The 21,506-nt window shown below is 61.3% G+C and carries 17 protein-coding genes; 12 read left to right on the plus strand and 5 right to left on the minus strand.

The genetic code is table 11. The features are described 5' to 3' along the window. Positions 1-135 precede the first annotated feature (135 nt). From KYK33_RS08565 to dedD, 5 genes are all read left to right on the plus strand, one after another. Positions 136-2,193: a FimV/HubP family polar landmark protein gene (locus KYK33_RS08565; RefSeq protein WP_224432706.1), complete on the plus strand. Its 2,058-nt coding sequence runs from the start codon at positions 136-138 to the stop codon at positions 2,191-2,193. Positions 2,194-2,302: 109 nt separating this feature from the next. Further along, positions 2,303-3,112 carry a tRNA pseudouridine(38-40) synthase TruA gene (gene truA, locus KYK33_RS08570; protein WP_042043783.1) on the plus strand — a complete coding sequence of 270 codons (810 nt, stop codon included), beginning with the start codon at positions 2,303-2,305 and terminating at the stop codon, positions 3,110-3,112. Between the two features lie 118 nt (positions 3,113-3,230). Then, a complete protein-coding gene (accD, locus tag KYK33_RS08575) occupies positions 3,231-4,094 on the plus strand; it encodes an acetyl-CoA carboxylase, carboxyltransferase subunit beta (protein WP_042043785.1) in 864 nt (287 codons plus the stop codon). Positions 4,095-4,096: 2 nt separating this feature from the next. Continuing rightward, positions 4,097-5,365, plus strand: a complete 1,269-nt coding sequence (gene folC, locus KYK33_RS08580; protein WP_224432707.1) for a bifunctional tetrahydrofolate synthase/dihydrofolate synthase — start codon at positions 4,097-4,099, stop codon at positions 5,363-5,365. A gap of 50 nt (positions 5,366-5,415) precedes the next feature. Then, the gene (gene dedD / locus KYK33_RS08585) at positions 5,416-6,144 is read left to right on the plus strand and encodes a cell division protein DedD (protein ID WP_224432708.1); all 729 of its coding nucleotides are present in this window, start codon (positions 5,416-5,418) and stop codon (positions 6,142-6,144) included. Between the two features lie 82 nt (positions 6,145-6,226). Here the strand turns inward: dedD and KYK33_RS08590 are convergent, their stop codons facing one another. From KYK33_RS08590 to KYK33_RS08605, 4 genes are all read right to left on the minus strand, one after another. Further along, complete coding sequence (locus KYK33_RS08590; RefSeq protein WP_042043788.1) at positions 6,227-6,571, minus strand: TusE/DsrC/DsvC family sulfur relay protein; 345 nt, start codon at positions 6,569-6,571, stop codon at positions 6,227-6,229. 20 nt (positions 6,572-6,591) lie between these two features. Further along, positions 6,592-8,748 carry a YccS family putative transporter gene (yccS, locus tag KYK33_RS08595; protein ID WP_224432709.1) on the minus strand — a complete coding sequence of 719 codons (2,157 nt, stop codon included), beginning with the start codon at positions 8,746-8,748 and terminating at the stop codon, positions 6,592-6,594. Between the two features lie 129 nt (positions 8,749-8,877). After that, on the minus strand, positions 8,878-9,534 hold the full coding sequence (locus tag KYK33_RS08600) for a Bax inhibitor-1/YccA family protein (RefSeq protein WP_005904184.1): 657 nt from the start codon (positions 9,532-9,534) through the stop codon (positions 8,878-8,880). A gap of 501 nt (positions 9,535-10,035) precedes the next feature. Next, positions 10,036-10,947 (minus strand): LysR family transcriptional regulator, encoded by a 912-nt coding sequence (locus KYK33_RS08605; protein ID WP_224432710.1) that lies wholly within the window; start codon positions 10,945-10,947, stop codon positions 10,036-10,038. A gap of 172 nt (positions 10,948-11,119) precedes the next feature. Between KYK33_RS08605 and KYK33_RS08610 the strand changes: the two genes are divergently transcribed. The 3 genes from KYK33_RS08610 to KYK33_RS08620 are packed head-to-tail and all read left to right on the plus strand — an operon-like array spanning position 11,120 to position 15,782. Continuing rightward, entirely contained in the window at positions 11,120-12,904 is a 1,785-nt protein-coding gene (locus KYK33_RS08610; protein WP_224432711.1) for a DUF1302 domain-containing protein, read from the plus strand. A gap of 45 nt (positions 12,905-12,949) precedes the next feature. Continuing rightward, a complete protein-coding gene (locus KYK33_RS08615) occupies positions 12,950-14,359 on the plus strand; it encodes a hypothetical protein (protein WP_042043793.1) in 1,410 nt (469 codons plus the stop codon). A gap of 19 nt (positions 14,360-14,378) precedes the next feature. Next, the gene (locus KYK33_RS08620; protein WP_224432712.1) at positions 14,379-15,782 is read left to right on the plus strand and encodes a coniferyl aldehyde dehydrogenase; all 1,404 of its coding nucleotides are present in this window, start codon (positions 14,379-14,381) and stop codon (positions 15,780-15,782) included. Between the two features lie 123 nt (positions 15,783-15,905). On the opposite strand, the gene KYK33_RS08625 is transcribed toward KYK33_RS08620, so the two are convergent. Further along, positions 15,906-17,504 carry a GGDEF domain-containing protein gene (locus tag KYK33_RS08625; RefSeq protein ID WP_224432713.1) on the minus strand — a complete coding sequence of 533 codons (1,599 nt, stop codon included), beginning with the start codon at positions 17,502-17,504 and terminating at the stop codon, positions 15,906-15,908. A gap of 94 nt (positions 17,505-17,598) precedes the next feature. On the opposite strand from KYK33_RS08625, the gene KYK33_RS08630 reads away from it, so the two are divergent. The 4 genes from KYK33_RS08630 to KYK33_RS08645 all read left to right on the plus strand — a co-directional run bounded on the left by KYK33_RS08630 (position 17,599) and on the right by KYK33_RS08645 (position 21,505). Further along, entirely contained in the window at positions 17,599-18,243 is a 645-nt protein-coding gene (locus tag KYK33_RS08630) for a TIGR01621 family pseudouridine synthase (RefSeq protein ID WP_224432978.1), read from the plus strand. Next, positions 18,243-18,983: an HAD family hydrolase gene (locus KYK33_RS08635; protein ID WP_084218258.1), complete on the plus strand. Its 741-nt coding sequence runs from the start codon at positions 18,243-18,245 to the stop codon at positions 18,981-18,983. The genes KYK33_RS08630 and KYK33_RS08635 overlap by 1 nt, the downstream gene beginning before the upstream one ends. Before the next feature lie 213 nt (positions 18,984-19,196). Continuing rightward, positions 19,197-20,294: a 4-hydroxyphenylpyruvate dioxygenase gene (gene hppD, locus KYK33_RS08640; protein ID WP_224432714.1), complete on the plus strand. Its 1,098-nt coding sequence runs from the start codon at positions 19,197-19,199 to the stop codon at positions 20,292-20,294. A gap of 71 nt (positions 20,295-20,365) precedes the next feature. Beyond that, positions 20,366-21,505 carry a homogentisate 1,2-dioxygenase gene (locus tag KYK33_RS08645; protein ID WP_224432715.1) on the plus strand — a complete coding sequence of 380 codons (1,140 nt, stop codon included), beginning with the start codon at positions 20,366-20,368 and terminating at the stop codon, positions 21,503-21,505. The last annotated feature ends 1 nt before the right edge of the window (position 21,506 follow it).

Genomic DNA, 21,506 nt, shown 5'->3' on the forward strand with positions numbered 1-21,506 from the left:
ACTCGGGCACGAATTGGGTGCTATTTGCGTCGGATGACTGGCTTGAGACTCGAGCCTGATTTATATTGAACCGACTGTTTTGGGGCAACTATCCAGATTTTTCAATGTGATAGGCCGTCATACGAAGGAACGAACATGGGACAATCCCGCATAACACTGGCGACGCTTCTCGCGTTAAGTCTGCTCAATACCACTTCTGCTTCTGCCGAAGAGGCCAGCCGGGATCCCTTCTTCGTGGAGTTGAAGGGACCGGATGAACCTGCCAGTCAGGTGATCCAGCCGACTCAGCCCGCGACGCCGGTGCAGCGTCAGGCCCAGCCTGTGCGCCAGCCACAAGCAGCCCCTCAGAGCGGCCGCCGCTATGGCCCGGTTCGTCCCACCGATACGCTCTGGAGTCTCGCGAGCAAGCATCGCCCCTCCAATCGGGTGAGCGTCTATCAGACCATGGTTGCCATCTATGACAAGAACCCCGGCAGCTTCGCCGATGGCAACATCAATCATATTTTGGTGGGGTCCAGCATCACCCTGCCAAGCGAAGCCGAAGCGCGCCGCCATACGGACGCCCAGGCTCGCCAACGTTTCAACAGCGATAACGCCAGCTGGAAAGGCTTGAGTCCCAAGTATCTCGCCAGCAAGCAGAGTGCCCAGCCCCAGGCCAGGCAGCCTGTCAAGCCAGCCCCCAAGCAGACCACCAAGCCCGCCGCCCCATCGGCTGCCCCCATTCCTGCCCCGGTTGTGGCCCCGGTGTTGGCGGTGACCGCCGCCAAGGCCGCCGGTGAGGTCAACACCCTCGCCAGCGGCGCACAGGCAACGGTACCGGTATTGGCCAATGCCGCCAGCGGTGCCCCTGCGCCCTTGCCGGTCGCCACTGAAACCGTTCAGGCCAAGCCGGGTACCGAGATGGCCCTGGCGCTGGAAGATGCCAATGCCCAGCTAGGTCAAGTGACCGAGATGAACCACAGGCTCAAGCTGCGGTTGCAGTCCCTGACCGAAGAGGTCGAGACCCTCAAGGCGCAGCTGCAAGATCAGCTTGTCTTGCAAAAAGAGGTGGCCGAGCTCAGGGCCAATCCCGTGCCACCTGTGGCCGTTGCCCCCCCGCCCCAGAATTGGCTGACGGACTTGCTCGCATCCCCTCTGAACCTGGCCATGGTCATCCTGTTGCCCGTGCTGCTGGTATTGGCGCTGGTGACCCTCTGGCTGCGGGCCCGTGCTCGCCGCGAGCTGGAAGAGCAGGAGAAGAACCTCTCCGAGACCACCTCCGTGGTGATGGGGCAGGAGATGAGCGAGTTCGATCAGCTCATCGGCGCCGACATTGATGAAGAGCCGGTCGCCCGTGCCGCGCCCTACCTCAATGAAGCCGCGGCTCATGAGCCTGAGGATCTGGATCTGGTCTTTAGCGACGAAGGGGAGCAGGTGCGGGAGTCCGAGATGCGGGATCCTGAGCTGGTGCCCGAGCTTGATCTCGCCGCCGCCGAGCAGTTTGAGCGACCCGAGCGGCCCGAGATGGATCTCGCCAGCGAGTTCAACCCGGCTGCCGATGAGGCGCTGATGAGCGAGGAGGAGCTGCAGGCCGCCCTGTTTGCGGATCTCAATGCCGAGCTTGATGCCGAAGAGGATCGCTTCGCCGCCCAATCCCCCGCTGGCCGTGGGGCCCGTGACGAGGATGATCTGCCGGAGCTGGACTTCAGCGACCTCGACACCAGCCTGGACGACGAGCCGGCGCCCAGTGTCCATCAAGCATCCCAGACCGCCGACGAATTGCTGGCTGAGTGGGGCATGAGCCCTGAGCCTGTCAAGGATCCCAATGAACTGGCCCTTGCCGATTTCGAGGATGCCTTCGCACAAGTCGAGCCTAGCGAGGAGCTCAAACCCAGGGCCCAGGCCGCGGCCGATGATTTTGTCGAGATAGACAGCCTGCTGGCCGATGCCAATGCCAACCAGAACGAGCAGGAGCCGTACCAGGGCTTCTCCCTGAATGTGGGGCTGGATGGTTTCCCCGAGGTATTGCCAGAGTCTGGCGGCTTCGACGTGGATGCCGATGATGGCGGCGTGGGTGCCAAGCTGGATCTAGCCCGGGCTTACCTCGAGATAGATGACAAGGAGAGCGCCCGCGAGCTGCTGGTCGAGGCGTCCGAGCAGGGCAACGACAAGCAACGCAGCGAGGCCGAGAAGCTGCTCAAGCGGTTGGCCTGATGGCCGGATGCAAGCAGGGCGACCCCAGGGTCGCCCTTCTTTTTGGGATATTGGCGGCGGTGTGGGTATAATTCGCCGCGTTTTCTCTCACAGAGTGATAATCAGACTCATGCGAATTGCCTTAGGTATTGAATATGACGGCAGCCGGTATTTTGGCTGGCAGCGTCAACGGGAAGTGATCAGCGTCCAGCAGGAGCTGGAGAAGGCCCTCAGCCGCATCGCCAACCACGAGGTGAGCATACAGTGCGCCGGGCGCACCGACGCCGGGGTGCATGCCACCGGTCAGGTGATCCACTTCGATACCCAGGCCATCCGCAGCGAGAGCGCCTGGACGCTCGGGGTGAACTCCAACCTGCCCCCCGACATCGGGGTGCGCTGGGTGAAGGAGGTGGATGAGGGCTTCCATGCCCGCTTCAGCGCCACCGCCCGTCGCTACCGCTATGTCATCTATAACCACAACTTCCGCCCCGCCATCCTCGGCAGCGGCGTCAGCCACTACCACGAGACTCTGGACGCGGCCCTGATGCATCAGGCGGGCCAGAGCCTGCTCGGCGAGCGGGATTTCACCTCGTTTCGCGCCGCGGGTTGCCAATCCAAGAGCCCCTGGCGCAATGTGACCCATCTGTGCGTCAGTCGCAGCGGCCCCTACATAGTGCTGGATATCCGTGCCAATGCCTTCTTGCACCACATGGTACGCAACGTCACCGGCTCCTTGCTGCTGGTGGGGCAGGGGCTCAAACCCGTGGAGTGGATAGCCGAGGTGCTGGCCGCCAAGGATCGCGACATGGCAGGCCCCACCGCCAAAGCCGGTGGTCTCTATCTGGTCGACGTCGATTATCCCGCCGAACAGGGGCTGCCCAGGCTGCCGCTCGGCCCGCTCTGGCTGCCGGACTCGGCACCGGGTACGACCAGTTTTTAGTAACTGCGCCCGAAAAATTGTGGTTTAATGATCCGTCGTTTATTGCCATCGAGCCGTAAGTCATTGAACTATCAAGGCTCGATGCGTATTGTCAGGCACAAAAGCATTAAGGAATTCCATGAGCTGGCTTGAGAAGATCCTTCCCAAGAGCAAGATCACTACCCCCCGTCGTCATAACATCCCGGAAGGGGTGTGGACCAAGTGCGGATCTTGTGAACAGGTGCTCTACCGGGCAGAGCTGGAGCGCAACCTCGAGGTTTGCCCCAAATGTAACCATCACATGCGCATTACCGCCCGTGCCCGCCTCGAGTGTTTCCTCGACGCTGATGGTCGCAGTGAAATCGGCGCCGAGTTGGAGCCGCAGGATATTTTGAAATTCAAGGATTCCAAGCGCTACAAGGATCGTTTGTCCACCGCCCAGAAAGAGACGGGGGAGAAAGATGCGCTGGTGGTAATGAAAGGAACCCTCAAAGGGGTGCCTGTCGTCGCCTGTTCATTCGAGTTCTCCTTCATCGGGGGTTCCATGTCCTCCGTGGTCGGTGCCCGCTTCGTGCGCGCCGTCGAGGAGAGCATCAAGGAGGGCCGCGGCCTGGTCTGCTTCTCCACTTCCGGTGGGGCGCGGATGCAGGAAGCCCTGTTCTCCCTGATGCAGATGGCCAAGACCAGTGCGGCGCTGGACAGGCTCACCAAGGCGGGTCTGCCCTATATCTCGGTGCTGACCGATCCGACCATGGGTGGCGTCTCTGCCAGTCTGGCGATGCTGGGTGACATCAACGTGGGTGAGCCCAAGGCGCTGATCGGCTTTGCCGGCCCCCGTGTCATCGAGCAGACGGTGCGCGAGAAGCTGCCAGAAGGCTTCCAGCGCTCCGAGTTCCTGCTGGAGAAGGGTGCCATCGACATGATCATCGACCGCCGCGAGATGCGCGATCGTCTGGCCAGCTTGCTCGCCAAGCTGATGAATACCCAGGTCGTCGAAGACTGAACATGAGTTCAAACATGCAACAATCTCAAAGCCGGTCGCTGGTCGACTGGCTTTCTTATTTGGAGCAGATCCATCCGGTCAACATCGACATGGGTCTGACACGGGTCGGCATCGTTGCACGGCGCATGGGGCTGACCACCTTGCCCGGCAAGGTGCTCACCGTCGCCGGTACCAATGGCAAGGGCTCTTCTTGTGCCATGGCGGCCAGTATCCTGATGGCCGCCGGTTACCGGGTCGGGGTCTACTCATCCCCCCATCTGCTGCGTTTTACCGAGCGAGTGCGCCTCGATGGCCAGGAGCTGGGCGAGCAGGAGCACTGCGCCGCCTTCACCGAGGTGGAAGCGGCTCGCGCCGAGATAGCGCTCACCTTCTTCGAGTTTGCCACCCTGGCCGCGCTCTGGCTGTTTCGCCGCCATGCCCCGGATGTGGTATTGCTGGAGGTAGGCTTGGGGGGCCGGCTCGATGCCACCAATGTAGTGGAGTCCGATGTGGCCATGATCACCAGCATCGCCCTGGATCATTGCGACTGGCTCGGCGATACCCGCGAGGCAGTGGCGGTGGAGAAGGCGGGGGTCTACCGCAAGGGGCGAGCCGCCATCAGCGGTGAGCCCAATCCCCCCGCCACCATTGCCAGCGAAGCGGCGCGCCTGGGCGCTCATCTCTATCAGGTAGGCCGTGATTTCAGCGGTCAAGCCCATGACGATGCCGCGGCTGGCTGGGATTATCGAGGGCTGCAATGCTACCAAGGCCTGCCAATTCCCGCCTTGCCGCTGATGAATGCGGTGACAGTGCTGGCCGCCCTGGAGCGGCTCGGACTGACGTTGCCCGAGTCGGCCATTCGCCAGGGCTTGAGTGAGGCGCGTCTTGCGGGCCGGATGCAGCGCTTGCAGACGGATCCGCTGGTCATCGTCGATGTGGCCCACAATCCCCACTCTGCGGCCTATCTGGCCAGTCAGTTGAGCGCCATCCCGTGCCGCGGGGTACGCCGCGCCGTGGTCGGTATGCTCAAGGACAAAGATATGGCGGGGTCCCTTGCCGAGCTCGATGGCCTGGTTGATTGCTGGTATCTGGCGAGCCTCACCGGGCCGCGCGCCGCGACCGCAGGCCAGCTGGCGGATGCCCTGGGGCAGGGGAAGGGGAGCGCGACCCAATATGATGCCGTGTCCGAGGCTTATCAGCAGGCACTGGCTGACTCGAGTCCCGCTGATGTGGTCATTGTCTTTGGATCGTTTTACACTGTCGCCGATATTCTGGCGACACAACCGGCCTGAATGCGCCACGGGCGCCGGGCTGGATAGCAACACAAGGGTAGGAGTAAGGTTTGGCTTCTAAGTTCCAAAACAGATTGGTGGGCACGGTTATCCTGGTGGCTCTGGTGGTCATCTTCTTGCCGGATATGCTCGATGGCCAGAAAATTGCGCAAAAGGATGAGGCGTTCGCGACTATCCCGCTGCGCCCCGAGCTCGAGCCCGCCAAGCCCGCGCTTCAGGTCTCCGCCGCCAGTACCCTGCCCAGCGACCATGAGGCGAGCAAGCAGCAGGCCAGGGCCGCTGAACAGTGGCAGGTCGAGGAGGTCTCGTCCCCTGTGACCTTGGGCCAGCAAGGTGGCGCGCCGCAAGTGGTCAGCCCGCCGGTTGTCAAGCCGGAGCCCGTGGTGGCCAAGCAGCCAGAGCCGGTCAAGGTGCAACCCAAGCCCGTACCAAAGCCCAAGCCTCAGGTCAAGCCGGAGCCCGTCAAGCCACAGATCAAGAGCATGGACGACCTGCTGCAGAGCAAGCAGCTGGTGGCTCAGGCCGCGCCGGCACCGGCTCAGGGCAGCTGGATCCTCCAGCTTGGCGCCTTCCGCAACAAGGACAGCGTCAATGCGCTGGTGAGCAAGTTGCGAGCCTCGGGTTACTCGGCCCATACGGTGCCCCGTACTCCGGTACAGGGTCAGATCAACCGGGTCTTCATCGGCCCGGATGTCTCCAAGGCCAAGCTGCAGAGCATCCAGGCCAAGGTGAGCCAGCAGACCGGCCTGAGCGGCTCAGTGGTGGCGTATAACCCCTGATGAGAGGGGATAGCCACCGACATCTGTGCACAGAGCTCAAATAAAAAGACCGCGCCTTGGCGCGGTCTTTTTATTGGCTGTCTTAGATGCATTTCACCGGCTTGGGCAGACCCGCTATCTTGGTCGCCTGCTTGGCGGGTCCCAGGGGGAACAGCTTGTAGAGATAGCGGCTGTTGCCCTTCTGGGGGCCGAACTGCTTCTCCATCGCCTTGACCAGGGCGCGAATGGCGGGGGAGGTATTGAACTCCAGATAGAAGGCCCGCACGAAGCGCACCACTTCCCAATGGGATTCGCCCAGCTCGATACTCTCCTGGGCGGCCAGCACCACGGCCAGCTCCTCACTCCAGTCATTCACATTGAGCAGATAGCCCTTGGTATCGGTCTCGATAGTGCGCCCGTTGAATGTCAGCACCGGATTATCAGACATGCGTGCCTCCTTGGGGCAAGTCAGGATGGGGTCGGCATGGTAGCGTCTTGGGACGCCGCGAGCAACCGGCTCTGGTTGGCCAGCGCCAGCAGCTCATCGGCAAGCTGGTTGATGAGATTCAACTGCTGGCTCAGCATCAGTTGCTCCTCCGTGCTCTCCTGGGTGGGCAGAGGACAGCTGGCTTGCTCCGCCAGGGGGTCATCACCGGCCAGCTGGCCAGCGGCCAGGGCCAGGGTATGACTCAGGTGGCGGCTGATCTGGCTGAGCCCTGGGATGGGTTCGAGTTGATCCCGGTGGGCACCCAGCGCCGAGATGTAGGAGAGCAGGGCATGGTTGCGCCAGGTCAGGGTGAAACAGAGATCCAGGAAGCGGCGCCGGCGCTGGGGTTCGACCAGCATGCTCTGCCAGGCCATGGCCAGTTCGCTGTCGGCCAGGTGGGCATTCTTGCGGGCGATGCGGTAGTCGAGGGATTCATCGCGGCGCAGGTGCAAGCTGGCGAGCACTGCTTCCAGATAGCGGGCATTGGCCGACAGCGAGTTGGCGATGAGCTGCGGCAGGCGCTTGTACTGCCAGTCAGGCCAGAGCCAGGCGACCAGAGCATAGGAGAGCAGGCAGCCGAGCAGGGTGTCGAGCAGGCGGGGGCCCAGGATGGCGAAGCCGATGCCATCGAGCAGGTTGAAGGCCATCAACACATAGAGGGTGATGAAGCAGACGGCGGCGCTGTAGTTGCTGCGCACCTGAGTGAAGAACAAGAAGGCGGCCAGCCCCATCACCACCAGCTGACCATGGAGGGTTGGCAGCAGCCAGAGAATGGGCACGCCGACCAGCAGGCCTGCGAAGGTGCCGAGCATGCGCTGCATCAGGCGGCGACGGGTCGCGCTGTAGCTGGGTTGGCAGACAAAGAGCACTGTCAGCAAGATCCAGTAACCCTTGTCCAGGTGGAAGGCCTGCAAGATGCCATAACCCACCACCAGTCCGAGCGACAGCCGCAAGGCATGGCGAAATACCATGGAGTCGAGGCTCAGGTGCTGGCGTAACTGGGTCAGCAGGGGGATGTGCGGCGGCCTGGCCAGGGGGGGCAGGCTTCCTTGCGTCGCCGACGGGTTCTGCAGCTCCTCGGCGCTGGTCAGCAGCTGATTGATGCTGGCCAGATTGCGGCGCAGGAACTTCATCGGTGTCAGCAGGCTCTTGGGATAGTGCTGCTTGAGATGGGTGAACTCGAGCTGATCACCAAGGGCCTCCAAAGCCCAGCGAATGCGTTTGGGATGGCGGTAGGGGCTGTGCACCAGGATGGCGTAGCCGAGCTGCTGGCAGGCTTCCGCCAGTTGCAGCAGCACCTCCTGGAAGCCATCGATGACCAGCCCCTGCTTCAGCTCGGCCTCGAGCTGGCTGTAGGGGTAGTGGCTCGAGGTGGCACGCTCGTGCATCTCAAGGGCCAGCAGATAGAGGCGCAACAGTCCCGCGAGTTCGGGGGCGGGTTGGCGGCGCTGACTGTGCAGCCTGGCATTGAGGGCCGTCTTGGTGAGATTGAGGGAGCCGACCAGCTGAATATTGAGCTGGGCCAGGTTGTGGCGAATGGCCTGGGCGCCATGTTCATCGGCGGGGAAGAAGCGGGATTTCTCCCGCAGGTAGCGGGAGAGGGCAAAGTAACTCTGGGCAAGCTGTTCGTGCAGTGTCTTGTAGGGCAAGAGCCAGAGCCAGATGAGCGACACCACCCCGTACCAGAGGGCGCCAGCAGTCAGCACCAGCGGTTGGTAGAAGAGATCCGGCGCCTTGGCGGCCCCCAGCATGGTGTAGATGGCGATCAAGAGCGAGCCGAAGCTGATGGTGGCGTAACGTTGCCCCAGGGCGCCGACCATGACGAACAGGAAGGTGGAGCCCGCCAGCCCGAGGGCAAACAGCCAGGGTGTCGGAAACAGATACTGGACGCAGAGGGAGGCGAATAAGAAGCAAGCCAGCGTCATGGTCAGGTTCTTGACCCGTCCCCAGAGGCTGTCATCGGTTTCGGCGATGGCCCCGGCGACCACCCCGAGGGAGAGCAGCACGGTGAGTTGGATGTCGCCCACGACGAGGGCGATGGCGAGCAGACCCAGTATGGCGATGAGTACCTTGAGGGCAAAGTAGACATGGCTGTCGGTGAGCAGGCGGCGCAGCAGGCCGGAGTATTCAACAGGCATGGGGGCAGAGAGTCTCTTGCGATACGAGGTCAGCAGTGTAACGCGAACGCCATCAAATGACCCTGATTTGGATCAGGCTGGCCGGGGAGCATGCAATAAAAAACCCCGCCGAAGCGGGGTTGGTGGTCATCAGTTGCGGTTGCCGCCGAGCAGGCTGAGCAAACTCAGGAAGATGTTGTAGATGGACACATAGAGCGTCACGGTCGCAGAGATGTAGTTGGTCTCGCCGCCGCGCACTATCTGCTGGGTGGTCAGCAGGATGGCACCGGACGAGAACAGCATGAACATGGCTGACAGGGCCAGGCTCAGGGCGCTCATCTGCAGGAAGATGTTGGCGACCATGGCCACCAGCAGCACCCAGAAACCGACGAACAGCATGCCGCCGATGAAGGAGAGATCCCGCTTGGTGGTCAGGGCATAGGCAGACAGACCGAAGAAGGTCAGCGCCGTGCCGCCCAGCGCCGTCATCACTATCTCGCCGCCGCCATTGTTCATGTACATGTTGATGATGGGGCCAAGGCTGTAACCGAGCAGGCCGGTCAGGGCGAAGGTGAATACCAGGCCCATGCCATTGTCGCGGTTCTTTTCGGTCAGGAACATCAGACCATAGACGCCAACCAGGAAGATGGCCCAGTGCAGGGGCGGCATGTTCATCACAGTGGCTACCCCGGCGACGATGGCAGAGAAGCCCAGGGTCAGGGAGAGCAGCATGTAGGTATTGCGCAGCACCTTGTTGGTATCACGCACGGCACCCTGGGTGCCGGTATAGACAGAACGGGTATCCATCTTGTTTTCCTCGTTGGTACTGGGGAGGACGAAACCAGTCGTCCCTTCAACCTATTGTATGGAGAACAAATGGGGATGACGAGCAGCAATTTCAAGTCGCCCCCCAGATGCCTGGCAACACTATTCCAGAGCCATTATGTATTGTATCTGAACAAGGGCTGGTTGACTCCCCGACCAACCCGCGTCGGTTTCACCCTCTGGCGAAGGTCGGCCTCTCACTCATACCGACCAGCCTGTGTCGGTTTCACCTTCTGGCGAAGGTCGGCCTCTCACTCATACCGACCTGCCTGTGTCGGTTTCACCTTCTGGCGAAGGTCGGCCTCTCACTCATACCGACCTGCCTGTGTCGGTTTCACTCTCTGGCGAAGGTCGGTCTCTCACTCATACCGACCTGCCTGTGTCGGTTTCACCTCTGGCGAAGGTCGGCCTCTCCCTCATACCGACCAGCCTGCGGGTGCCAGCTACCGGGATCCTCATATCCTTCGACCACACACCAGGGCATCACTGCTCGGGAGGCAGCGACCATTCGCCACTCATGAGCAGCGCCATCGCCCGCTCGGCCAGAGACGAGACATAGGCATCCTGGCGCTGCACCAGGCCTATGGTCTGCTGGCGGGTCAGCTCGGGGATATCGATGCGCTGCAATCGGCCTGCCCACTGTTGCTCAAAGTCGTGATACCAGGGCGCCAGGGTGAACAGATCCGTGCTTGAGACCGTCTCGAGCATGGTCTCCCAGGAGTTGGATTCGAGCATGACATGGTGCAGGTCCGAGCCATGGCTCGCCAGGATCTGTTCGGCCACTCGGCGGGCATGTACATCCTGGCGCGGTGCGGCGCTCCGGTAGGGGAGCAAGTCGCTGATACCGGGCGCCGCTATCTTGGTGAGCGGGTGGCCGCTGCGCACGACGACACACATCTCTATCTGCGTCAGAGGGCGGGCCAGCAGATTGGCGGGCAGGACATCCGGCAGACCGGTCACGGCAAAATCGAGCGCGCCGGCCTCGACCAGCTCGAACAATTCGGCGCTAAAGGCCACCTGGATCTGGATCCGGGCGCCGGGTCTGTCATGGATCAATCGCGACAGCAGGCGCTGGCTGATATGGCGGGCGAGGGTCTGACCGACACCTATCCGGATCCGGCCCCGCAAGCCTGCGGTCATTTGGGTAATTTCGTGCTCGGCATCTTGCATGGCTACCCGGGCATGCTCGCTGTGTTTGCGCAATACCTCACCGACAGGGGTCGGCTCGACACCCCGGGAGGTGCGCACGAAGAGGGTGGTGCCAAGCTGTGACTCGAGCCGCTGAATGGCCCGGGTCAGTGCCGACTGGCTCATGCCCAGCTCGTCTGCGGCTTTGGCGATGTTGCGGTAATCGCATACCAGCAAGAAGTAGTCAATTTCGCGGGATAACATCATCGATATGCATACCGTGCATGGTTATGGGCGTATTGATCATTGAAACACAGAGTGCAGGTTGTTCACAATGATTTAACAACTTCGTCAGCCTAGGCACTAGGGCGCGATTGTAGGCAGACCAGCCGGGCAAACCGGGTCCGGTCAGACACAAATGGATTTGTGGAGCAACAAGATGCGTAACACCATGCTATGTGTGATCCCGCTACTGAACGTGGCGAGTTTCCTCGCCCTGCCGGGCACGGCTCAGGGGGTTGAGTTTGAGGGGGCTGGCGGCAACGTTGTGATTAACGGTGCCATGACCATGGGGACCTCCATTCGTACCGACAATCGCGATCCCTCTCTGGTATACGGTGCCAATGCCACGGCAGTGGGGATCCATGACGGGGCGAGCAGTGGTCGCAATCAGGATGATGGTGACCTTAACTACGACCGTGGTGATTCCGTCTATAAGGTGGCCAAGGGCTGGCTCCATCTTACCTATACCAGGGATAATTATGGCGTCGAACTCAGTGGCAAGGCCTGGTATGACGTAGGCCTGGAGAAGGGTCCCGTGGCCTGGGGCAACTCTCCTGGTGGTTATCAGGGGGGGGAGCCGCTCTCGGACGAGGGCGCCGCCACCCGATCCAAATTTGCTGGGGCTGTGTTCAACGATGCCAACGTCTTCGGTCGCAATCTGATAGCCGAGATCCCGGTGAGCTGGAAGCTTGGCTGGCAGCGCATCGACTGGGGCAATCAGTATTATGCCTTCGGTGGCCTGCGGGATCTGATGCCGGTGGACTTCCCGGCTGAGCTGCGCCCGGGCGTCAAGCGGGACGAAGAGACACGGATCCCCATTCCGGCGATCTTTATCCGCGCCGAGCTGACGCCGAGCACGGCCCTGGAGGCATTCTGGCAGTTCGCATTCACGCCGAACTCCCCCAATCAGTGCGGTACCTTCTATTCCCAGGTTGACTTCGTGGCGCAGGGCTGTGATGTCATCACCATAGGCAACGCCTCGGATCCGCAGGCCATCAACAATGGCGTCGTGGTCAACCGGGCCGATACGCAGGACCCCTCCAACAGTGGCCAGTTCGGCGTTGCCCTCAAGCACAGGGTCGATGCACTCAATACCGAGTTTGGTCTCTATGCGGCCCAGTTTCACTCCCGCTCCAGCTACTACAGTGCGGTCAAGTCAGAGCGCCCCGCGGGTCCGCCGCTGCTCCCGGGGGATCCCGGCGGCAAGAACCCCCAGTACTTCACCGAGTATCCGGAAGATATCCGCATGTATGCCCTCTCATTTGACAGCAAGTTGGAAGATACCAGCCTGTTTGGCGAGCTGGCTTACCGACCCAATCAGCCATTTCAGTACAACGCGGTCGATATCCTGAGCGGTTTTACCAGCAAGGGAGGGGCGACGCCGCTGCGCCCTCAGATCGACAGTCTGGCTCCGGGCGAGAGCTTCCATGGCTACGAGCGCCACAAGTCGATGCAGCTGCAACTAGGCAGCAGCATGCCATTCAACGCAGTACTTGGCGCGGCAAAGGGTCAGTTCGGGATCCAGGGGATCTACCGGCTGGTGCCCGATCTGCCCGATGTGGATAGCGTGCGTTTTCGTCGTTCCGATGTGTTCGGGCAAGGGCCGGTCAACGGCGACTGCACCGGTTCAAGCGTGCAGTGCTCGAGTGATGGCTATGTCTCGAAGCAAGCCTATGGCTACAGGGTGCAGGCCAATCTCGTCTATCAGAATGTGGTCAGCGGCGTGAATCTTATTCCCTCTCTGTTCTTCGGCCACGATCTCTCTGGCTGGAGTGAAGACGGCACCATACTCGAGGATCGCAAGTTCGCCATCCTCTCCCTCAAGGCCGTGCTGAACAGGGCCTATACCGCCGAGATAGCCTGGCTACCCATCTGGGGTGGTGACTACAACAACTTGCGCGACCGCAGTGTCGCCCAGGCCACCCTTGGCATGCAGTTCTGATCTGTCAAAAGAAGCCGTATTTTAATTTAATCAACGAGGTAAACGATGAATCTCACTCCTACTCTCCGCCATCTGACCGCGCTGGCCCTGCTGGCTGGTCTGTGCAACAACGCCTTCGCCTGGGATCAGGCCAAGGCCGTCGAGGAGGGCATCAAGGCCATCTCGGCCGGTAAAGATCCTATCCCGGGACCGCGTAGCTGTTTCTGGGCCCGGGGCCCGGCCAGCGCCGATCCCTACATCAACATCGCCTACCCGGATGCGGCTACCTTCTACTGGGCCGCGGTGTTTACCATCCCCGAAGGGGCCAAGCTCTCTCTCGAAGGGCAGTACCCCCACTCACGCTATATGTCGTTGATCAGCTATGACGAAGCCGGCCGCCCCCTAGAATCGGTGGCCGACTATCTGATCAAACCGAAAGAGGGGGCGATCAACCCCTTCCTGACCGGGGCCGATCGTACTGGCAGTGCCCGTTCTTATAGCCTGAACGTCATCGATGCCAAGCCGGATCCCAAGCAGAAGACGGGCATGAACCTGGTGGGTGAAAGTCGCGACAGCCTGCACGCCCCCAAGTACGGCAAAGGCCCGGGTCAGCAAACTGTCCTGTATCGCATCTATGCCGCCGATCGGGGGCAGGATGAGACGGGAGGCGTGGGCCTGCCGACCCCCGTACTGACCCTGGCCGATGGCAAGGTGCTCAAGGGGGCCGAAGCCTGCCCGGCACTGCGAACCCGCCAGCCGCTGCAGCTGGACCCTGCCGCCATGGCGGTGCCGATGGAGAAGTATCAGGCGCTGCTCAACGCCGCCGCCAAGCGTGGCCCCGCAGCCCCGGCGACCAACCCGCCGACCTGGTACCAGCAACTGGATCGGGAGGCGCTCTACGCCATCTATACCGGTGAACCGCTCAAGGCGGATGCCAGGCGCAGCGAGGGTGGCTTCTACCCCAACCTCGATAACCAGTACATCCGCACCATTCTTAATCGCAAGTTGGGCAAGGTGTTCGTGGTGCGCGGCAAGGCGCCGACTACGCCGAAAACCCTGGCCGGTGAGAGCAAGATGGGGGAGGGGGATCTGCGCTACTGGTCCTTCTGCTCGAATCAAGGCTTTGCCAATACTCGCGTCAACGACTGCGTTCAGGATGAGAATATTCCAGTGGGGCCGGATGGTTATTACACCATAGTGGTCAGCCGTGCCGAAGACAGGCCGCGCAATGCCACTCCCCAGTGCGGTGTCGCCTGGCTGCCGATGGCCGATGATGGTGATGGTGCCGGTGATGCCGATGTGACTGTGCTGCAACTGCGTCATATGCTCGGCACCGGCCAGTTCCAGCATGCGGTGCAGAATGTCGGCAAGCCCGGGGATGAAGCCAAGGACATGGGTGAGTACTACCCCCGTGGCCGTTATCTGTCGACTTCGGCCTTCGAGACAGCGCTGCCTTGCCTGATCGAGCAACGCTAGCGATGGCTGAGGAGCAAATATGATGACAACACAGTTGGCATCGGCATTGGCAATGCAGCGCGCCGCCCGTCAAGGGCGGCCTGGGCCAGATTATGCACAGCGCCGCGCCGATCTGCTCAGCCTGCTGCGCTTCGTGCGTGACCATAAGGAGGCGATTGCCGAGGCCATCAGTGCCGACTATGGCCATCGCTCCTATCACGAGACGATGTTGCTGGAGGTCTTTCCGGTCATCGATGGCATCAGCCACGCCTTGAAACATCTGCGCCGCTGGATGCGTCCCCAGCGGCGCGGCATCGATCGCCTGGTGTTTCTCGGTGCGCGCAACCGGGTGATCCCGCAGCCCCTTGGGGTGGTTGGGGTGATAGTGCCGTGGAACTTCCCGCTCAATCTCAGTCTGTTGCCGTTGACCTATATATTCGCCGCCGGTAACAGCGCCATGGTGAAGATGAGCGAGCACTCCCGCCATCTCGCCCAGTTGCTGATCGCGCGGATGCCGGATTACTTCCCGCCCCAGAAGCTGCAATTTTTCGAAGAGAGCGGCGAGGTGGGCATCGCCTTCTCCCGCCTTCCATTCGATCATCTGCTGTTTACCGGATCTGGCCAGACGGGGCGCGCGGTGATGGCCGCCGCGGCCCAGAACCTGTGCCCTGTCACTCTGGAATTGGGGGGCAAGGCGCCGGCCATTGTCTGCGATGATTTTCCCCTGCACACTGCCGCCGAGCGCATCTTGTATGCCAAGTTTGTCAATGCAGGTCAGGTGTGTACCACGGTCGATCATGCTTATCTGCCGCAGGATAGTATCGATGAGTTCGTGTCATTGGCGCGGCGCATCGTGGCGGCTCGCTACCCGCGCCTCGATTCGCCGGACTACACCAGCATCATCGACCAAGGCGCCTTCGAGCGGCTGTTGCACACATTGGAGGAGGCGCGGGCTCGGGGGGCCATCCTCATTCCTCTGTTGGAGGGGCCTTCGTGGGATCCTGTCAGCCGCAAACTGGCTCCCCATCTGGTGCTCAATGCGCCGGATGATTGCCTGTTGATGCAAAGGGAGATCTTCGGCCCCATCTTGCCGCTCATCGGCTATCAACGTCTCGACGAGGTGATCGAGCGGGTTAACACCGGGCCTCGACCCTTGGCGGTTTACCCGTTCAGCTATCAGGCCCCTCGGGTTGAACGGGTACTTGAGCGGATAATGTCCGGGGGCGTCTCGGTCAATGACGCCCTGTTCCATGTCGGTCAGCATGACCTGCCCTTCGGGGGCGTCGGTGAGTCCGGCATGGGCCATTACCATGGCAAGGAGGGGTTCGAGACCTTCTCCAAACTGCGCCCTGTGTTCTACCAGGCCCGCTTTTCGGGATTGAGGCTGCTGGCTCCCCCGTATGGCAAGCTCATCGATCGCGTGCTCGCGTTTTTGCTGCGCTAAGGGGCAAAAGAGAGGCGCCATCTCGCATTGATCGGCCAGCACCTCTGCATCTTGAAAACAGCAGGCCCACAGTGATGCGGGCCTGCTGTGCTGTGCTGTGCTGTTCTGGGTGGGAGTCGGGGCTCAGCCCGACTGTTCCGCCAGGGCGGTGAGGGCCACGCCTTTGTCGCAGTACATGGCCTTGTCAGCCTGGATCAACCACTGCTCCGCGCTCCAGCCACTTTGATAGTGACTGACGCCTATGCTGATCCCCACCTGCATGGCCTGGCCGTCTATCTCGAAGGGGGCGGCCATGGCGAGGCGGATCACCTCGGCGACATCGTGAGCCTGTTTGAGGCTGTAACCGGGCAGCAGCAGGATAAACTCGTCCCCCGCCAACCGGGCAAAGAAGCAGTGATGGCCGATGGCGCGGGTAATGCGCTGAGCGAGCTGGCAGAGGATGGCGTCCCCCTGGCTGTGGCCGAAGTTGTCATTGATGCGTTTGAAATCATCGAGATCGCAAAACAGCAGGCAGCCTGGTGCGGGTTGGGCTATTTGCTGGCGCAGCCGGTTCATCAGGCTGAGGCGATTGGGCAGGCCGGTGAGGGGATCGCGCTGGGCGAGCTGCATGATCTCCGCTTCACGCCGCTTGCGCAGGGCCACCTCCTTGCTCAATCGATCGTTGCATAGCCACAGATAGAGGGCCAGCACCAGGATCAGGGCTGTGGCGGCCAGACTCAGCATGAACCAGGGGCGCCAGAAGACCCATTGGGCTGAGGGCGCATGGTAGAGAAAGTCGGTCAGGGGCACCTTGTGTTTGAGGAGGCCTATCTCCACCAGCTGGTCGAGAATATGTTCGAAACGCGCCGGGTTCATGTAGCCCATTTCCACATAGAGCGGCTGGATCATCTCCTTGCTGACCTGCAGCTCGTACTCCATGTGTGCCTGGGAGCGAGCCACCCCATATTGATCACGCAGCAGTGCGATGGCTTCCTGAGGGTGGGCCAGGGCGTACTGCCAACCGCGCAGGCTGGCAGCGCGAAAACGCTCGACCCTCTCGGGGTGCTCTGCCTGGTTCGCCTGGGTGGTAAAGAGGATGTCGCTATAAAAATCCACGCCGTAGTTGCGTGGACTGATGACGGAGACAGGGATGCCTCGCTCCTCCAGATAGAAGGGCTCGTTGCTCAGATAGGCATTGAAGATGTCGACTCGCCGCTCCACCAGATCATCGATGTTGACCGAGGTCTGCAACGGGATCAGCTCATCTTCGCGGATCCCCTGATAGAAGAGGGTGGCCAGCAACTCGGCGTCCTGATGCTCGGGGAACATCATGATGCGTTTGCCACGCATGTCGGCAAGGGTGAGAATATTGCTGTCGCGCCGGGCGAGGAAAATGGACGGAGAGTGCTGGAAGATGGCCGCCAGTGCCAGAAGGGACTCCCCTTCGGCGTACTGGGTCAACACCTCGGTATTGCCGACACCAAAGTCGGCCCGCCCGCTCAACACCTCTGCCACCGGGCTCAGCCCCTTGCCCCCCTGACGGATCTCGACGTCCAGGCCCAGTTCTGCGTAGAAGCCCTTGGCCTTGGCCTTGGCCATGTGATAGCCAACGAATTGGGGTTGATGTAGCCAGCGCAGTTGCAAGACAACACTGTCTGCACCGGGCGCAGTATCTTCGCTGGCCTGAGCCGAGGGAATGGTCTCAAGGCAGAGCAAGATCAAGTAAAATAGGCATCTCATCATCCGTGCGAGTCTTCAATTTGTGAGCCAGTGTGGGGTGTTATTATCGGGCACGTTTGAGTGCCAACTACCATGAGAATACGTCAAAATGTTGCCTATGTATCGCATCCTGTCACAAAACGAACACTTCCTGGTCATCGACAAAGGGCCTGGAATTGGCATGCATGACGAAGGAGGAGACGCGGGTCTGGTGAGCCTGGTGCGAGCCGATACCGGGCTCGAACTCTATCCGGTGCACCGGCTCGACAAGATGACCTCGGGCCTGCTGTTACTGGCCCGTACCCCGCAGGCGAATCGGGCGCTGAGCATGAGCTTTGCGGAGCGGCAAGTGAGCAAGCAGTATCTGGCTCTTTCTGACTGCAAACCCAAGAAGAAGCAGGGCTGGATCAAGGGCGACATGCAAAAGGGGCGAGGTGGCAGCTGGCTGCTGACCCGCAGCCTGGAGAACCCCGCCATCAGCTGGTTCGATTCCACGCCGGTGCGAGAGGGATTGCGCCTGTTTCGCATCAAGCCCCAGACCGGTAAGACCCATCAGATCCGGGTTGCCATGAAGAGCATAGGGGCCCCCATCCTGGGTGATGAACGCTATGGCGGTAGCCCGGCTGAGCGCGGTTATCTCCATGCATGGCGCCTCGACTTTGTCCTCTGGGATACCCCTTTTTCCTTCGAGTGTCCCCCCGAGTCAGGTCCGGCATGTAGCGCTCCTGAACTGGCGGCGGCGATGGCAAGGCTGGCGCCCTGATGCCAGCGCCCGGCGCAAGCCAGGATCCCGCGCTGCGGGAAGGGGGGCTCGGACCCATTGGTGAGGGTCTCATTCTGGCCGACTTCGATGGCACCCTGGCGCCGGGTGACAGCCATGCCGGTCTGCTGCGTTTCATCTTGGTCAGGCGCCGCTGGCCGCTGCTGCTGTTCCCTCTGCTGATCCTGGGGGCGCTGCTTGTTCTTTTACCTGGGAGGTCATTTGCCAGGGGGAGAGGGTGGGGGATCCCGCTCATCTGGTGGAGCATTACCTTGGGTCTCTCTCCCCTGGCCTGGCGAGCCTGGGTGCGTGCTTACAGCGCCAGCCGTCCGGGGCTCTTTGTTCCTGCCAGAGCCTTGCTGGCGGGCTACCATCACAGACTCTGGATAGTGTCGGCCAGCCCCCGGGCCCTGGTGCGAGGCCAGCTTGCCTTGGCACTGGCCCATGAGCCCGACGGCAAGCCATGGCCTGCTCATATTGAGGCGACCCGGCTGCGTTATGCCTTGGGTGGCTTGATCCCGCGCCACTACTGCCATGGCGCCGCCAAGATAACCCCGGTCATGGCCCGGTTGAAGGTCGCGCTCAGCCTGAGTGACAGCCTGCACGATCTGCCGCTGCTGCGCCTGGGCCGCGTGGCCTGGCTTATCAATCCGGCGCCCAGCCTGTTGCGCCGTGTCAGGACTCGATTACCCCATATTGTGGTCAAGCAGTGGCGGCTGCCTGCACTGCCCCCTCGCCCTTGAGCATCTTGTAAGCCAAAGCTGACAGCCTGAATGGGGGGCGGGGCCGTCACTACCCGTTGTCATTGCTTATGTAACTTATTATTTACATTCATTGCCCCGTTCAGCCCGCCGACTATCTGAGCCTGTCCTCTTTCCTTCCCGCGACAGCGCACCTCTAATGAAACAAGTTGTTAACACCCATGTTCAACCAGATTTCGTGCAAAGGAGCGCACCATGATTGCAGCCAAGGCGACCGCCGCCAACACCATCAATCCCCTCGGCACAGACGGCTTCGAGTTTGTCGAATACACGGCGCCCGATGGCAAAGGCATCGCCGCGCTCAAGGCCCTGTTTGTCTCCCTCGGTTTCGCCGAAGTGGCTCGCCACAAACACAAAGAGTGCTGGCTCTATCGCCAGGGGGAGATCAATTTTGTGGTCAACGCCGAACCGCACTCCCAGGCTGAGCAGTTCGCCAGCGCCCATGGTCCGAGCGTGTGCGGCATGGCGTTCAGGGTCGACAATGCGGGCAAGGCGCAGCAGTACGCCCTGGCTCAGGGCGCCAAGCCTTTCGTCGGCAAGATAGGGCCCATGGAGCTCAACATCCCCGCCATCTATGGCATCGGCGAGAGCACGCTGTCGTTTGTGGACCGCTATGGCAGTCGCGGCTCCATCTATGATGTCGACTTCGTCTTCCACCCAGACTGGCAGGCCCGGATGGAGGCGGTTGACGCCGGGCTCTACGAAATAGATCACCTGACCCACAACGTGCAGCGTGGCAACATGGATGTCTGGTCGAACTTCTATGAGCGAGTCGGCAATTTTCGCGAGATCCGCTACTTCGACATCGAGGGCAAATTGACCGGTCTGCATTCCCGCGCCATGACGGCTCCCTGCGGCAAGATCCGCATTCCCATCAACGAGTCCTCCGACGACAAGTCCCAGATAGAGGAGTACCTGCGCCAGTACAAGGGGGAGGGGATACAGCACATCGCCATGGCCTCCAGGGACATCTACCAGACGATCCGCACCCTGAGGGAGAGGGGCACCGCCTTCATGTCGACCCCTGATACCTATTACGAGAAGGTCGACGAGCGGGTGGCCGGTCATGACGAAGATCTGGCGGCGCTCAGGGCGCTGAGCATCCTGATCGATGGCGCCCCTACCAAGGACGGCATTTTGCTGCAGATCTTCACCGATACTGTGATAGGCCCCGTCTTCTTCGAGATCATCCAGCGCAAGGGTAATGAAGGATTCGGCGAGGGGAATTTCCAGGCACTGTTCGAATCCATTGAGCTGGATCAGATCCGCCGGGGTGTGCTCAATGATCAATAAGGTCGGGATGAGCCAATGTGGGATTCACCTCTTGTCCCGTGGCGGGATCAGCCCCGCGCAAGGAGTCCGTCATGCGTAACTGGATCAACTTCCCCCATAGAGAGGGCACGGCATCGCGCCAGGCTCATGCCGACTTGCCCGAGCAGGCCATCTTTGAGCGGGAGCTCGGCCGCTCCGGCTTCTTCGGTCCCGCCACCCACATGCATCACAAGCATGCCCCGACCGACTGGATCAGCTGGGAGGGGCCGCTGCGACCAAGGGCCTTCGATCTCAATGGTCTCCATGCAGAGATAGACTCGCTGTCGCCCTGGGTGGTGCCGGATCTGCTCCATAACGTGCACTGTCGTTACCGGGTCTGGCGGCTGGCGGACAAGATGCCCTTCCTGGTACGCAACGCCGATGGCGATGAGTTGCTGTTTATCCACGAGGGCAGTGGCGAACTGTTCTGTGACTATGGCCACCTCAGCCTGCGCGATGGGGACTATGTGGTGATCCCCCGAGGCACCATGTGGCGCATCGAGCCGCACGAGCCCCTGTTCATCCTGCTCATCGAGGCCACCAATGACAGCTATCAGCTGCCGGACAAGGGGCTGGTGGGCAATCATGCCATCTTCGACTCGGCCGCCCTGGTGGTGCCTGCCATCGACGAGGCGTTTCTCGCCCAGCAAGATGAGCAGCCCTGGTCGCTACAGATCAAGCGCCACAATCAGGTCTCTGTGGTGACCTGGCCCTTCAACCCCCTCGATGCCCTTGGCTGGCACGGGGATCTGACCCTGGTCAAGCTCAACTGGCGTGATATCCGTCCGCTGATGAGCCATCGCTACCACCTGCCACCCTCGGCGCACTCGACCTTTGTGGCGAGCCGCTTCGTGGTCTGTACCTTCGTGCCGCGCCCCATAGAGAGCGACCCCGGTGCGTTGCGGGTGCCCTTCTATCACAGCAACGATGATTTTGACGAGGTGCTCTTCTATCACGCGGGCGACTTCTTCAGCCGCGACAACATAGAAAAAGGCATGGTCACCTTTCATCCGGCCGGTTTCACCCATGGTCCGCACCCCAAGGCGTTCGCGGCAGGGCAGGCCTATGCCAAGAAGTTCACCGACGAGGTGGCCGTGATGCTCGATACCCGGGATGCCCTGCAGGTCGGGGGTCTGTGCGAACGGGTCGAGAATGGCCAGTATGTCAACAGCTGGCAGCCACTGCCGAAATAGC

Origin of the sequence: Aeromonas rivuli (genome assembly GCF_020149575.1) — a bacterium.
Lineage (GTDB): Bacteria > Pseudomonadota > Gammaproteobacteria > Enterobacterales > Aeromonadaceae > Aeromonas > Aeromonas rivuli.